Source organism: Paenibacillus sp. Y412MC10 (assembly GCF_000024685.1).
Classification (GTDB): domain Bacteria; phylum Bacillota; class Bacilli; order Paenibacillales; family Paenibacillaceae; genus Paenibacillus_AQ; species Paenibacillus_AQ lautus_A.
On record NC_013406.1, the window covers coordinates 3,929,071 to 3,943,338 of the forward strand.

At 48.6% G+C, this 14,268-nt stretch carries 12 protein-coding genes and 1 pseudogene; 1 reads left to right on the forward strand and 12 read right to left on the reverse strand.

All coding sequences use genetic code 11. The features are described 5' to 3' along the window. Nucleotides 1-260: 260 nt before the first annotated feature. The 4 genes and pseudogenes from GYMC10_RS16850 to GYMC10_RS16865 form a co-directional block, all read right to left on the reverse strand. Nucleotides 261-1,590: pseudogene (locus GYMC10_RS16850) on the reverse strand (MFS transporter). Nucleotides 1,591-1,628: 38 nt separating this feature from the next. Beyond that, nucleotides 1,629-1,892, reverse strand: a complete 264-nt coding sequence (locus GYMC10_RS16855; RefSeq protein WP_015735624.1) for a CD3324 family protein — start codon at nt 1,890-1,892, stop codon at nt 1,629-1,631. 164 nt (nt 1,893-2,056) lie between these two features. Further along, entirely contained in the window at nt 2,057-3,097 is a 1,041-nt protein-coding gene (locus GYMC10_RS16860; protein ID WP_015735625.1) for a 23S rRNA (adenine(2503)-C(8))-methyltransferase CipA, read from the reverse strand. A 378-nt stretch (nt 3,098-3,475) separates the two neighbouring features. Further along, nucleotides 3,476-4,330, reverse strand: coding sequence for a helix-turn-helix domain-containing protein (locus GYMC10_RS16865; RefSeq protein WP_015735626.1), 855 nt, complete (start codon nt 4,328-4,330; stop codon nt 3,476-3,478). 106 nt (nt 4,331-4,436) lie between these two features. Here GYMC10_RS16865 and GYMC10_RS16870 point away from each other — a divergent pair, with 106 nt between their 5' ends. Next, nucleotides 4,437-5,597, forward strand: coding sequence for an epoxide hydrolase family protein (locus tag GYMC10_RS16870; RefSeq protein ID WP_015735627.1), 1,161 nt, complete (start codon nt 4,437-4,439; stop codon nt 5,595-5,597). Nucleotides 5,598-5,643: 46 nt separating this feature from the next. Here GYMC10_RS16870 and GYMC10_RS16875 read toward each other — a convergent pair whose 3' ends face one another. From GYMC10_RS16875 to GYMC10_RS16910, 8 genes are all read right to left on the reverse strand, one after another. Then, nucleotides 5,644-6,129 (reverse strand): hypothetical protein, encoded by a 486-nt coding sequence (locus GYMC10_RS16875; RefSeq protein WP_015735628.1) that lies wholly within the window; start codon nt 6,127-6,129, stop codon nt 5,644-5,646. Between the two features lie 119 nt (nt 6,130-6,248). Next, nucleotides 6,249-6,932, reverse strand: a complete 684-nt coding sequence (locus GYMC10_RS16880; RefSeq protein ID WP_015735629.1) for a hypothetical protein — start codon at nt 6,930-6,932, stop codon at nt 6,249-6,251. Between the two features lie 355 nt (nt 6,933-7,287). Further along, complete coding sequence (locus GYMC10_RS16885; protein ID WP_015735630.1) at nt 7,288-8,295, reverse strand: SGNH/GDSL hydrolase family protein; 1,008 nt, start codon at nt 8,293-8,295, stop codon at nt 7,288-7,290. Next, on the reverse strand, nt 8,292-9,668 hold the full coding sequence (locus GYMC10_RS16890) for an FAD-dependent oxidoreductase (protein WP_015735631.1): 1,377 nt from the start codon (nt 9,666-9,668) through the stop codon (nt 8,292-8,294). Before GYMC10_RS16890 ends, GYMC10_RS16885 begins: the two co-directional genes overlap by 4 nt. Nucleotides 9,669-9,707: 39 nt before the next feature. Then, nucleotides 9,708-10,721, reverse strand: coding sequence for a glycoside hydrolase family 130 protein (locus GYMC10_RS16895; protein WP_015735632.1), 1,014 nt, complete (start codon nt 10,719-10,721; stop codon nt 9,708-9,710). A gap of 34 nt (nt 10,722-10,755) precedes the next feature. Further along, the gene (locus GYMC10_RS16900; protein WP_015735633.1) at nt 10,756-11,658 is read right to left on the reverse strand and encodes a carbohydrate ABC transporter permease; all 903 of its coding nucleotides are present in this window, start codon (nt 11,656-11,658) and stop codon (nt 10,756-10,758) included. A gap of 151 nt (nt 11,659-11,809) precedes the next feature. Further along, nucleotides 11,810-12,709 carry a carbohydrate ABC transporter permease gene (locus tag GYMC10_RS16905; protein ID WP_015735634.1) on the reverse strand — a complete coding sequence of 300 codons (900 nt, stop codon included), beginning with the start codon at nt 12,707-12,709 and terminating at the stop codon, nt 11,810-11,812. Nucleotides 12,710-12,781: 72 nt separating this feature from the next. Then, nucleotides 12,782-14,185 carry an ABC transporter substrate-binding protein gene (locus GYMC10_RS16910; RefSeq protein WP_015735635.1) on the reverse strand — a complete coding sequence of 468 codons (1,404 nt, stop codon included), beginning with the start codon at nt 14,183-14,185 and terminating at the stop codon, nt 12,782-12,784. Between the last annotated feature and the right edge of the window lie 83 nt (nt 14,186-14,268).

Consider the following 14,268-nt stretch of genomic DNA (forward strand, 5'->3'; position numbering starts at 1 on the left):
CTGATACCAAAGAAGCAGAAAAAAGAGGCTACTCGTCAAGTCTTCACTGACAAGTAGCCTCTTTCATCACATCATAACCCGCGCGAAGACGCAGAGCATCCCTGACGGAATACGCTCTGAATCACGCGTGATTATAAAAATCCGCTGCCCTTGCCAGCCTCTCTGGACTGAATTAAAGGTACCAGTATTCAATTACATTCTATTATTTTGGAAAAGCCTGCAGTTGTCAATGTTATAATTATCCAATGGTTAAAATCCTCTTAAGTATCTTTAATGCGGAAGGATATCGTAAAACTCAAGAGCACGAAGATAAATTGGAGAGACAAAGCCAATAAGATCCCCGTTAATATACCAAAATTCAGCGACTGACTAATCGCAACGAGGGCGCCGCCGATTCCAATGCTCAATCCAGGACTAAAGGCATCTGTAAACTGAAGACTGGCGGATATTTCCCCCTCTTCCCCTGCTTTTGCGTGCTGCAGCGCAATGGCTCCGGTGGTTGGATGTGCCAGACCGATGCCAAACCCAGTGAAAAGCTGCGAAATCGCTGCAAATCCAATTCCCCCTTCAGGTAGGCCCACAGCCAGCAATACGGATAAAACACCAATCATCATAAATCCAATACCGATTGTTACCCGTTTCTTTCGTCCCTTCCCGTGGTCTTTATCATCAAGCTTAGACTGCAGCCAAGCGGCCGTTGACCAACGTAACGCACCCGCGGCTACAATCAGTCCCGCTACATCTGCAGGGAGGTTTTTTACATCAGTCAATGCCAGTACGACATAGCTTTCAGTCGCATTATAGCAAGCCACGAAGAATGCTCTAGAAGCAATCGTAGCTGGCAGACCTGCTCTAGCGCTTAAGGTACCTGCAGGCAGCAATGTTCGCAAAGGCTGAATCAAGATCGCAAATCCTGCCAGTGAAAGCAAAATACCATTCCAATTGGTTATCAGGCTTAATCCAACCAGCAGCAGGCCCGTTCCTATTGTTAGAAGTAATGCAAATCCTTCTTTTCGGCTGTTCTTAAGAACAGAATCCCGTCTCACTGGAAATTTGAGAAAAGCGGGAAGCGTCAGCAGTACAGCCAAACCAATGAAAGGAAGCACCAGCCAAAAAACCAATCTCCAGGACATATACTCCGCAATGAGTCCGGCAATATAAGGGCCGATTAATGCAGGCAAAATATATGCCCCGGAAAACAAAGCAAGTATTTTCGTTCTCAGTTTATCGGGATAACCTAGAGTAATGCTGTAATACACGCATGTAACAATAGCCCCTGCACCAAATCCCTGAAACGCTCTCCCTGCGAGCAGCATCATCATGTTCACAGAAACAGCAGCAATCACGATGCCTGTCACAAAAATAAAAATCGATATGCCAAACGATGCAAAAACGCCGATTCGGTTGATCCGTTGACCTATAATCATCGTTCCGAGGATTTGGGCCAATAGATATCCAACCGAACAAATGCAGCCCATTCAACTGTTGAGCCAGGGTCGGTGCAATCGTCACAAGTGCCAGTCCTTCAAACGCAACGGTCGTTACAGCAAGAATGATCCCTATAGTTAAAAAAATCCCTTCAAGTAACAGTGCTGGATTTTAGCACGCTTGAAGGGATTCATAGGTAATTATTTCTGATAAATTATTTTTCTGATAGCGTAGGTTGATAAAAAGAACGATTCTGAGAGTTCCTCGACTGAAGCGCCAGATAAATACGCATCCACAATAGCATCATTTCTTTGGTTAATTTCTTTTCGTGCGCCAGACAGCTCTCCCCAGACTTTAAACTCATCTTTTCTAGCTGGTATATAGAGGTATTCGCCTTGGACATATTCCTGTAATTGTTCTACTAGTTCCTCCGGCAAGACGACAGAAGCATTAATATATCTCACGAACGACTCACTCCTTGAAATTATTGTTCAAGCAGCAAAGCCAGTTTCTATTTTGTTGGCTGCTCCATGCAAATACTCAAAACCGGCTCTGCATGGAGAATCACATGTGTTATAGATGTATTTTTTAAGAACATTGTATTCCTCCTGGTTAGTTGATCGACTTATTAAATGTTACCGTTTGATCCATATAGTTGACCGCATGCTGCGTTGATGTCTGATCCGAATTGGGTCCTCACGGTGACATGGATTCCCTTTGACTTCAAGATTCTAAGGAACATATTGATGCTGTTCTGATCCGACTCTACAAAACTTTGTGATGTGGCATCAGTGGAATTGTATGGAATTAGATTGACGTGATATAAATGTTCCCACGACCCTCTTTCACGCAACAAATCAGCAACGGCTTTAGCATGTTTAGTTGAATCGTTGATACCCCTTAGCAGGATATAAGCAATGTAAACCTTTCGCTTTGTTTGCTGAATATGCTCGTCCAACACGGTCATAACTTCTTCTAATGGAAAATGATTGTTAATGGGCATTAACTCGCTTCTCTGATCATGAAATGGTGAATGAAGCGAGAACGTTAAATTAATCTGTGGAAATTCCTTCGTCAACTTTTTTACTCCAGGTAATAAACCTATGGTAGAAACCGTAATCCTTCGATGTCCTAAACCGAAAAGTTTAGGATCCGTCAGCAAATGCAAAGCATCAAATACATATGGATTTGCAAGTGCCTCTCCCATTCCCATAAAAGACACACTGTCCAAGGGATGGTTATTCAAAGTAAAATAAAGCAGTTGATCCGTTATTTCATCCGTTGTAAGATTCCTCTTCAAACCGAGTGTTCCCGTAGCGCAAAATGTACAACCAAATCCGCAACCGCACTGCGAAGAGATACAATAGGATTCCCAGCCCGTTTGATAACTTAACCTTACGGATTCAATGTATTCATCGCCTGGGATAGCAAACAGAATTTTGCTAACTTGGTTGGATTTCTGCTCCATTTTCGGTGTGATGCTTAACACATTGTTTCCAAGCTCTTTGATTAATTCATTTCTTACAGGCTTAGGCAAGTTGTTCATTGCTTCGAAATTTCCGATCTTGTTCTTGAAGATTGCCTCTGTTATTTGCGAATATCTATAATTCGGTTGATTTAGAGCCGATAAGATCTTACGTATTTTTTCATACTTAGATAAATACTTCATTTCTATCTCCCTTTAAACGGAGAAAACGCAAAAAAGCACCAGCTTACCGGTGCTTTTTGCGTACATTAACCTAACTATACCTATACAAAAATAAGAGACTAACTATAAATAAGTCGCGAACTGTATATATGCATAGAAGGATAAAGTTCCGGTATCTGATTTGTAATTATGTGAACCTTGTCAAACATCGCTTTACATGACAGGTTCACGTTTACATCTACAATCTCAGAAGCAGTCATCACTTTATCCCTCCCATTGTTCATCATCGTTAATACATGAAAAAAATTTAACACAAGATATATATTTCGGTCAAGGCGAGTTAGATAGCAGGCACATTTCCTCCCCGCTTCGGACTTTTTATTGATCCTTCCTCATCTTCTATTGTTCAGTCGCGAACTTACGAGTCATGTTCCTATACTTTGTAGGTGAAATGCCTTTTTTAGCTTGAAATTGCTTAATAAAGTAAGTGTCATACTCGAATCCGGTATCGCGTGCAATTTCATCAAGCTTCATACCTGTATGTGTCAGAAGATCGCACGCAACGTTTAAACGATAGGAAAGCAAGTAACCGATAGCTGTATTTCCGCATCTCTCTTGAAACAGCTTATTTAGCGTCACACGGTTCAAATGAGCGCAATTCGTCAAATCTTCCAACGAAATCTTTTTGGGATAGTTGGTGTGTATATATTCCAATACCAAATCAACCGGGGATTGTTCACTATTATGATTTAGATCCTCAAGTAAACCTAAAATTTGAATGAGGTATTTTTTTATTCTGCATACCCAGCGTTCATCACTTTGCGCTTGCACTTCCGTACCGAGTATGAAGAACCACTCGAATATAAGCGGGTATGCTTTTTCCGTTACACGGGGTACACCAGAGTTTCGATCATTTCTTTGAAAAAGTGAAAGACCCCTTTGTATACTCGGACCCGTAGGAATGTAACTCTGCGTTTCGGAAAGTGTTACGGTGTTAAGGAATGCAGGGTGAAAACGAAAGGATTGTGCAGCCACGTTCTGTCTCTCAACGACTTTCATCTCATCTTCTTCAGCAAGACAAAGGACGCCCGGTGCGGAAATTTTAATTGGTCGTTCGTTTAATATCCCGCTAAAACTTCCTGACGTAATGAGAACCAGGGTAAGACGTTCAGGATAAGGAAGCACACTAAAATCCTCCATTGCGGCAAATTCAATGTACACGGTACGGTTTTTGTGACGGTCTACTTGCGGCATAGCAATCACCTATCAAATCGTATAGTCAGATGCTTCATTTAAGCCAGTGTACCACACATAGGTGCGGGATATAATAGCGATGTAACAACTAAAGGAGGAGATCCATATGTCGATGGAACGTTATCATATTCACGTCTCCGATGAGATCCTTGCCGATCTCAAATACAGACTTCATCACATCCGTTGGCCTGATCAGCTAGAACACTCGGGTTGGGAACGGGGTACGGAATTAAGCTATTTAAAGTCGCTGGTTTCGTATTGGCGGGACCACTACGATTGGCGGGCACAAGAAGCTGAGTTGAACCGTTATTCCCAGTATAGCTGCAATATCGATGACATTGATGTGCACTTCGTGCACGAGCGTGGAAAAGGACCTAACCCCATGCCTATTATTCTTACTCACGGATGGCCCGACAGCTACCTTCGTTACCAAAAAATCATCCCCCTTCTTACGGATCCGGCCAGCCATGGTGGTCATCCCGAGGACTCTTTTGATGTGGTTGTCCCTTCATTACCTGGATTCGGGTTCTCAAGCAGCCCCAAACAACCTGGATTCAACAATAATCGCGTCTCCGAAATGTGGGCTAAACTGATGACAAAAGAATTAGGCTATAAGAAATTTGCTGCCGCAGGCGGAGATATTGGCTCCGGTGTTACAAGATATCTGGCAGCAAACCATCCCGAGTTATTATTTGGAATTCACCTGACCGATATCGGCATTATCAGAAATCTCATGAATGCATCTGGTCAGGCTAATCTCTCGCAAGAAGAACTGCGATACAAGACAAGCGCTTCGGAATGGATTGCTCTTGAAGGTGGCTATATGTCGATTCAATCGACACGCCCCCAAACCCTTGCATATGGACTTTCCGACTCGCCGGCAGGTTTGGCAGGCTGGATGATCGAAAAATTCCGATCATGGAGTGATTGTAAGGGTAACCTCCAGCAAAGATTCAGCAAGGATGAGCTCCTCACCCACATTATGATTTATTGGGTTACGAATACGATGGGATCGTCAACACGCATGTATTATGAGAATTCACATTCATTACCGCCATTGGGCTATATCGAGGTACCGACAGGCATCGCATTGTTTCCGGAAGACATCTTGCTGCCGCCTAAGGAATGGGCCTCACGTAACTTAAACGTTACTCGCTGGACTTCAATGCCATCCGGCGGACATTTTACCGCCATGGAAGAACCTGAGCTTCTAGCTCGTGACATTCGTGCTTTCTACAAGCCATACAGATTGGGAAATAGAAATTAATCTAAATCAAAACTATTTCATCATGCAAGCTATAGATGAGTGCTCATTAGGATTCAACGGCCTTTACTGTTTCGTCTTTAGTGCTGTTGAAGCCTGCACCTCTGATTGTTCTGGTGGGTAGAGGGTAAATCGTTATGAGTTTCTCATATATCTCCTTTACCTCTGATCGATTATCTTGTTTTATATGGACTACCAAAGATTCGAACTCCGGAATGTCCTTCTTTCGATACAAGTCATATCCAAGCTCTATCGTTTCGGCAAGTTGATTGCAAAATGCTTGAGAAACTTCCGGTCTTTCGAGATACATCTTAATGGAGTACATAATATTGGACCCATACCGTTCTCCGGCTTGGCTTAATTCGTCGGTTCCTGAATCAGCATGGGGATTCATATTCATGGACTCAACAGCTTCTTTCGTTGCTATCTCTTCTGGGATGCGTGGATTGCTTTGTTCACTAGCGCTGCAACCGACACTAAATGCAATGAACAACATCATAGTGATGCGGCCAGAATTTTTCACAAAACTCTTCAAGCCTGGTTCCTCCTCAAACTTTATATTGGTAGTTTACCAGGCCGAGGTTTATTTTTCTATAAAACCCATTATCTTCATTAGATTAAGGTGTAGCATGCTGCCCATTCCATTCATTCGTCTTATTTTTGACCTGTAAAGTCTTCTTGGATCTTTTTCAATCGTTCAAGATGTGGTTTCAACTGCCGCAGCATTTCCGCTTTATATGACTCTATTTGATCCTCGAAAAACATGTGGTGTGCGGCATCCTTGAACGACATAATCGTTTGGTTTAACGCACGGAGTTCAGTCGCAAGCGAGCGCAAGGTTTCTCTGGTCATGGCGTCAATTGTTTTAGGGTTAGACTTCCAATATGAATAGCTTATTTGGTATAACGGTCGCCATGTCCTTGCCTGAAAAGCGAGAATAAACATATCCTCCTGGTTATCCGTTGTCATTGCCGTATTATTAACTGAAAGCTTGGGAACCGCGTTGTTGGGGAAGGTGTCGCTAAATTCAATGATCGTTAATAGCTGCTCATCGATTTCCTCCGCTTGGATCTTCGCCTTATCGATCCATTGCCGTATCTTGGCAGGATCTTCATTTTCCTTCGACTCGCTGATCGCCATCAGCGTATCAGCAAGCGGAATCGTTTCAGAAGCGTGCTTCACTAAATAGGCAAATGCCGAGTCGTTCTTCAGCTGATACAGGGAATGGAGGCTGTTGTATCTAACAGATGCCTGGTTTTCCAAATGCCTGTACACCGCAACGTTTATAATGATGATAATAATAAGTATTGGTGCGTAGATCTTTATGTGCTTAGGCAAAGCTGTACTTCCTTTCTGATACATTCATCTTGTAAGTAGGATGATTTAATTGCTGCTATATGAAGTTGCTAGTTTATTTTCGCGAATGTTAGTTCATATTGCAGTCGAAAAAATAGTTTAACATACCAATTCATCAACCCTAAATGGATAATATATTCCATAAAAGTGCCCATTAACTTAATAAGCAGTAAATGCACCTGACTTAAGTAACAACAAGAATTTATATATTTCAAACCAAAAAAGCCGCATAGGATGCGGCTTTAAGTTCTTCAAGTTCTTTTCGTCCAATCAAAAGAAAGTCCAAAAATGATCCGCCATGATTCCCATTGGTTATCCCGAATTTAATAGAAGCACGTCACTCCGCGTTTCGATGTACAGTCCGTAACGCAAAGTCATGAAGATTGCGGAAACGCCGGCCCAGCAGCTCATATCCCTCGGCTCCAGGGTGTAGGCCATCCGTCAGAAAGGCTTCATCCTCCGGACCGAACCACTTCAAGCCGTCCTGATAGTATAACTGGCGATCGCCCCGAGCCCTTAGCAGCTCCACGGTCTCGCGGATGAATTCCCGCATTACGGGCAGGGTGAAGCCCAGTGAATTGAGCTGCGTTTCGCGGACTGTGCCATAAATCGGAGAAATGACAAGCAGCGGGGTATCCCTGTGTTTGTCGCGTATCGTCTCCAGCAGGCCAATCAGCAGCGGCTTGAACATGCGAGGGCTTAAGGTGCCCCCGCCATAGATGTTCACGCCTGCACATATCGAGATGAAATCGGCCGGCAAGTCGCGAATCAGACGCCCGATCATCGGTTCCATGTGGCAGTTGCCTGAGAAGCCGAGATTGGTCAAGCTGAAGCCGCAGGCTTCGGCGGCAATGGCTGGCCAAGCGCGGGAGGGGCTGGAAGCCCCGACGCACTGGGTAATGGAGCTCCCGTACGTAACCCAGCGGGGCCGGGTGTCCGGCAGCGGGACTCCGACGGCATGGGCATCAATCCGTAGGCCGGTGACGGTTATTCCTATATTTTGAGGGAGCCAAATCTCCACATCCTTGATTCCGTCCTTAAGTCCGCTGAACAAGGCTTCTGTTGCTCCGCCGGGCAGGCTGAGCGTCTGGCATAGTCTACCTTCTACAACGCAATCCATGGCGGCGGCGTCCGCAAGCGGTGCAAAAGATACTGTCACCTCGGTGGAGTCCGTCCGCAGCCGCAGGCGAACACCGGCACATATCTCGGCTTTGCCATCGATTCCCCCAGGCGGATACAGCTCGTAATCCATGTAAGGAATACGCCACGGCTTGATACCATCCTCCCCGTGTTCGAGCGACACGGCACCGTGAAACCACTCATCCGTTAATGGAAGCCGCTTCACGGCGCATTCCCGCCCTTCTGCTTATCAGCCGGAATGAAATCTTCTCCCAGCCATACATCCTGCTCCAACAGCCGCTGCTGAAGCTCGGCTACGGAAATGCCGCGCGAGCCGGTGCCGTCCCGCAGCGCCAATGCAGCCGCCGTTCCCGAGGCCTGACCCATGGAGAAGCAGTTCGGCATCACCCGAAGGGAGCCTTGCACTGCTCGGTCCGAGGATACGCAGCGTCCGGCAACCCAAAGGTTGTCGAAGCCAACCGGCAGCATGATCCGGTACGGTACGCCGTGTGAAACCCCGGGCGGCAGGTGGTTAAAGGTCATTTCGCTTTTGCTGTTGGCGAGATGAATATCGATGTAGTATGCGTTGCGGGCAATGTCGTCCGGGAAGGAACGCGCAGCAAGGAAGTCATCGACCGTCAGGATATAGTCCCCTTCGATCCGCCGCGTCTCCCGGATGCCGAGCTGCTCCCCGCTCGCTACCATATGGGCGCGCTCAAAGCCCGGGACGTAGCGGCGGAAGAACTGCAGCTGGCGTTCCGCCGTGCGGCGCCCTTCAATCGCCCCCCGCGTCAAGTCCTCGGCAAGGGTCCCGTCCACGCCGAATACATGGCCGAAGTTGACGCCTACCAAATAGTCGCTGACCCAAGCAAGGCCGGAGATCGACTTGCGGCCCTCCGGCAGCGCACCGTCCTCGATCGCCAGCTCCACCGTCTTGTGCAGTTGGCCCGTATCCCCGCTCTCCTCCAGGTACCGTGTGAACCTTGGACGGTCTACATTCGCAAGCAAATAGCACATGCTGCCAGGCTGAAGTTCGCCCGCTTCCCCGCCCTTCTGAAAAGGAGCTCCCGCCAGTGCGGCAATATCCCCATCTCCCGAACAATCGATAATATACCGGCAGGGAATGAAAGATCGTCCTGTCTTGTTTACGACAACGACACCCTCAACCTTCCGGCGGTCCTCAGACCGGACAACATCGTAAACAAAGGTGTGATACAGCGGCGTCACGCCGCTTTCCAGAATGGCATCATCATAAACCCGCTTCAGCACTTCGGGATCGATCGGCACCCAATCCAGCATCTCTTGATATTCCTCAAGGTACTGAGGATCGCATGCCTGCTTCATCCGTTCCATCAATTGAAGGCCGAGACCGCGGATAATCGGCTTCCGCTTATCCGTAAAGGGACAGAAAGCCGGAACGAGCGCAACCGTGCCCATGCCGCCAAGGAACCCTCGCTGCTCCACCAGCATTGTTTTCGCCCCCCCTTTCGCAGCGGCAATGGCCGCGGCGATGCCTGAGGCGCCTCCGCCGATGACAAGCACATCCACCTCGCGGCTGACCGGAATGCTGGCGGATGGCAACGTAATATGTCCTTTCATAGAACCCTCCCCATTCTGTATAGCTTTAACATGTCATCATTACTTATGGACTGTGCCTTTCAGACAAAGATGCAGCAAATCATCTACATGCGCAGTTGCCAGGCATTCTACGGTATCGGCGGCGCCGTAGTAGATTTTGACTTCCCCGGTATCTTCCAGAATCATGCCTCCCGGAAAAATAACATGATTGCGGAAGCCCCCATCGGTCTCGTAATCGGCTTCCGGGGCAAGCAGCGGCGTCTCCGCCCTGCCGATGATCCGGCTGGGATCGGCAAGATCCAGCAGTAAAATACCGGTCGTATAGCGCTTCTTCCAGCTGTCCTCCCAGCCGTTCTTGCCCCTGCTGGGATCGATGTCCACGGCATGGAACAGGGTCAGCCAGCCTTTGTCCGTTTTGACGGGCGGAGCGCCGGGGCCAACCTTGTCATTGGCATAAGCTACATCTTCAACCGCCAGCAGCAGCTTGGAGTTTCCCCAGTATTTCAGGTCAGGCGAGTCGCTCATCCACATGTCGAAGCGGTCTATCCCGCCCCGGCTGTATACAGGCATCGGACGCTCCAGCCGGACGTACTTGCCCCCGATCCGCTCCGGGAACAATACCATGTTGCGGTTATCCGGCAGCGACAGGCTCAGCACTTCAAAGGATCTGAAATCTTCGGTGACGGCGATGCCGCCGCGCAGCCCGTGCTTGGTATCGACCGCAAAGCACATATAACATTGTTCGCCGATTACCGTTAGACGCGGATCATACACGCGGATGACCTCTTCATCATGCCAAGACCAGCACGGCTTAGGCTGCACATCCCACTTTATGCCGTCATCGCTGAAGGCCAGACCAAGATTCGTTGTATGATGAGGAGCAACAATCCCTTTAAGTTCATCACCGTAGTCATTGCGAAAAACCATAACATATTTGCCTTTAAATTTGGCAACTCCGGCATTAAAGACCATCGCCGGACCGTAGGGCACATCACCCGGAGTCAGAATCGGATTCGCGGAATGCCGGGTCATGATCGGGCTGGAAAACAAAGGTCCCACGATTGAATCTCTCATATGCATCAAACTCCTTGTATATGGAATTATGAAATTAACCTTTGACTGAACCCGCCGTCACTTGAATAAAGGATTTGTTCGCCACAATATAAGCGAGAAGCATCGGCAGGATCGACAGGCATGCTCCCGCCATCATCAAATGGATCTGCATGGCCGCGGAAGAACCGTAACGAAGATTCGCCAGCCCGACGGTGAGCGTCTGCAGCTGCGGATTCGTCATCGTGAATACCAGCGGCAGAATGTATTCGTTCCAGGCATGGCGGAAAGCAAACAGCCCGGCCACGCCAAGCCCCGGCGTCAGGAGCGGGAGAATAATCCGGAAGAAGGTTCGGACGAACCCGGAGCCGTCCACCATGGCCGCTTCGTCAAGCTCGCGGGGAATCGCTTTGAAGAAACCCAGCAGCATAAAAAATGTGCTGGAATGCGCGCTGATCAGAATCAGGATCACGCCCCACAGCGTGGTATTCAGGTTCAGCGCGACCATCAAATCGAATTGCGGGCGCAGCACGATCGCACCGACGGATATAAACATCATCGACGCCTGCGTCGTCACATACAGGGATTTGCCGGGAAAATGGCGACGGTCCACCACATAAGCCGCCATGGCAGCTACCAGCAGGGTGCCTGCGGTAACCATAATGCTGACAAAAGCGCTGTTCCAGGTATAGCGGGCAAAATTAGCCTGCTTCCAGGCTTCGGCATAGTTGACGAACTGCAGCTTGGCCGGCAGCAGGCTCCCGCCGGTCATCATTTCGGCGCCGGTCTTGAGCGAACCGGACAATGTCATCAACAAGGGAAATAATGTCAGTATCGCCGTTATCAATAAGAACAGCCACATCACCGTACGGCCCACAATTCTGCCTGTGTGACCGGAAGGCGGGCGGGCGGCGATTTTGCCGCGCGCATCCGGTTGTTGGGGTAATACCTGTTCGTTCATCTGCTGATCCTCCTGCACGCCTGCAGCCGTTCATGATCAATCGGTCTGCGGCGTTGTTGTCAAATCGTAAGGGCCTTTGCTAAGTTGGCGTCTATTGTTGCATATAGTGCATGTTCAAAAATCATGTTAAGTGGGCTTTTTAAAAGAAACTCTAATAAAGCTTGTTCATTTTACGGCTTAATAAGAAATACAAACCCGTGATGGCTCCCACAATAACAGCGGTTGCGAAGCCAACGGCGCTGCCGTATCCAAGCTGCTGCTCCACAGGCGATCCCGTGGAAACCGGAAACAACAGTTTATACAGATAGAGATACATGACCTCGGTTTTGCCGATAGGTCCGCCTTCCGTGATGAGCATAATGCTCTCATAGCCTTTCAGGGATGCGATAATCGCAAGCATAATGACCAACTGGGCAACCGGAGCCAGCATCGGAAGCGTAATGCTCCAGAACCGTCTTCCTGCATTCGCGCCGTCCATGGCCGCACTTTCGTACAAATCCTGCGGAATGCTCTGCAAGCCAGCCAGAAACAGCAGCATATAGTTACCGACCGCGCCCCATACCGCCACAAGAATGACCGTAAGCATCGCATGATTTGGGCCGAGCCAGTCGATGGGCTGCGATACAAGATGCAGCTTCATCAATACGGTGTTTACCATCCCGTTATAGGAATTGAAGATCGTATAGAACACCACGGAGATAACCGCGGTGCTGATGATCGTCGGCATAAAATAGATCCCGCGCAGCAGATTTCCGCCCCGTAGCTTGCCGTTCAGGATGACCGCGAGCAGCAGGGACAACGGCAGCGTCAGCAGCAGCTTGCCCCCGGCATAGATAAAGGTATTGCCAACCGATTCCCAGAACAGCGCATCGCGCATCAGGCGACGGAAATTGTCCAGCCCAACGAACAGCGCATCGCCATATCCCGCATAGTCATAAAACATATAACGCAGCATCCATAACAAGGGATAGATGCCCAGAGCCACCGTCAAAATGATGCTGGGGGACAGAAACAGAGCATTCTCCCCCAGCCGTTTCCATTTAATACTCATGATTCGTTCCTCCTTCGGGGAAAGAAAAGGGGCATCCGCCAAAAAAGTGTGCGGCAGCCCCATCCTTGCCTGTTATTCTCCCTGCGGTTTAGTTGGATCAAAGGCAGGGTTCGGCGTTACAGTGACCTCGCCTTTCTCCACCGCCTTGGACAATGCGGCGTTGTATCTTGTGTTTAAATCCTCCGTAATCGCTTTCAGGTCTTCATCGGTAAGGATATATTTGAAGAAAGCGTCCGCATAGGTGGAACCCTCCGGAGTAACGTTTGGCGAAGCAGGCCAGAGCGAGTCGTGTTCCCCGACCAGGAAGCCTTCCATGCCATTGATCTCCGGATCTTTAGCCTGTTCTACAATGCTTGGCACAATGGCAATACCGAAGCCTTTTTCATGATAGGTCTTCAGAACCTCATCGCCGTACATATACTGCATGAATTTCCAAGCCGCTTCCTTATTGGCCGATTGGGCGCTGATGCCGAGCCACGTTCCGGCGGACACGATTTCGGAAGTTCCCTTGATCTCACCGTCCAGCGTTGGAGCCAACGCGCCCCCCCAGTTGATTTCGGTCGGGAATTGATCCATGTACACGCCCGGCTCCGTCGAGAAGGAAAGATACATCCCGATTTTGCCTGCGGCGAATTGGGCGCGCAGCGGGTCGATGTCCAGCGCTTCCGCGCCAGGCAGAATGCTTCCGTCTTTATGCATTTGCTTGAAATATTCAATGACCTGCGAGTAAGGCTCGAAATCGAATTGGCCTGTTTTCAGATCAAAGCCAAGTCCCTGATAACCGCTCAAGGAAAGAATCTCCCGGACGGAACGGTCAAATGCTTGCTTCGGATTTTTGAAGTTCAGCGCAAAACCATAGATGCCCTCGGCTTTGCCGACTTCGGTAATTTTCTTGGCATCCTCCACCATTTCCTGCAGCGACTTCGGAGGATTCTCGATGCCCGCTTTGGCAAAGAGATCCTTGTTGTAGACCAGGCGCATGGTGAGGCCGGTATTGGCGAGCGAGTACACCTTGCCGTCAAAACGGTTGACATCGTCGATCAGCAAGCTGCCGAACTTCGCTTTCAAGTCATCGGTCAGATACTCGTCAATTGGGGCGAGATACCCTTTTTTGACGAATCCGGACGTATTGGCGCTCTTTAGACGCAGCACATCCGGCGCCTGGTTGCTGGAAAAGGCAATGTCGACGCTTTGCGCGTAATTCTCGGACATGACCGTCAGTTCCACCTGGATGTTATCGCCGTTAGTTTCATTGAACTTGTTGATCAATTCCTTGATATACTCCTGGTCATGACGGTCGTCAGTCCAGTATTTAAGCTGTACGGGTTGGCCCGTCTCGGTTGATGGTGCTGTCGTTCCGCCGTCAGACTTGCCATTCGTCGTACCGCCATTGCTGCTGTTGTCGTTCCCGCCGCAGCCTGCGATTCCGGCTGCCAGAATGAGGCTCAAGCCGAGGCTTAACCATTTTTTTCGCATACATTCTACCCCTTTGATTAACGTTTGTATTGTGAGCTCGTTTTTTATTATAGAATCCCGTTCTCGGAAAAGGAGTGAGGCAA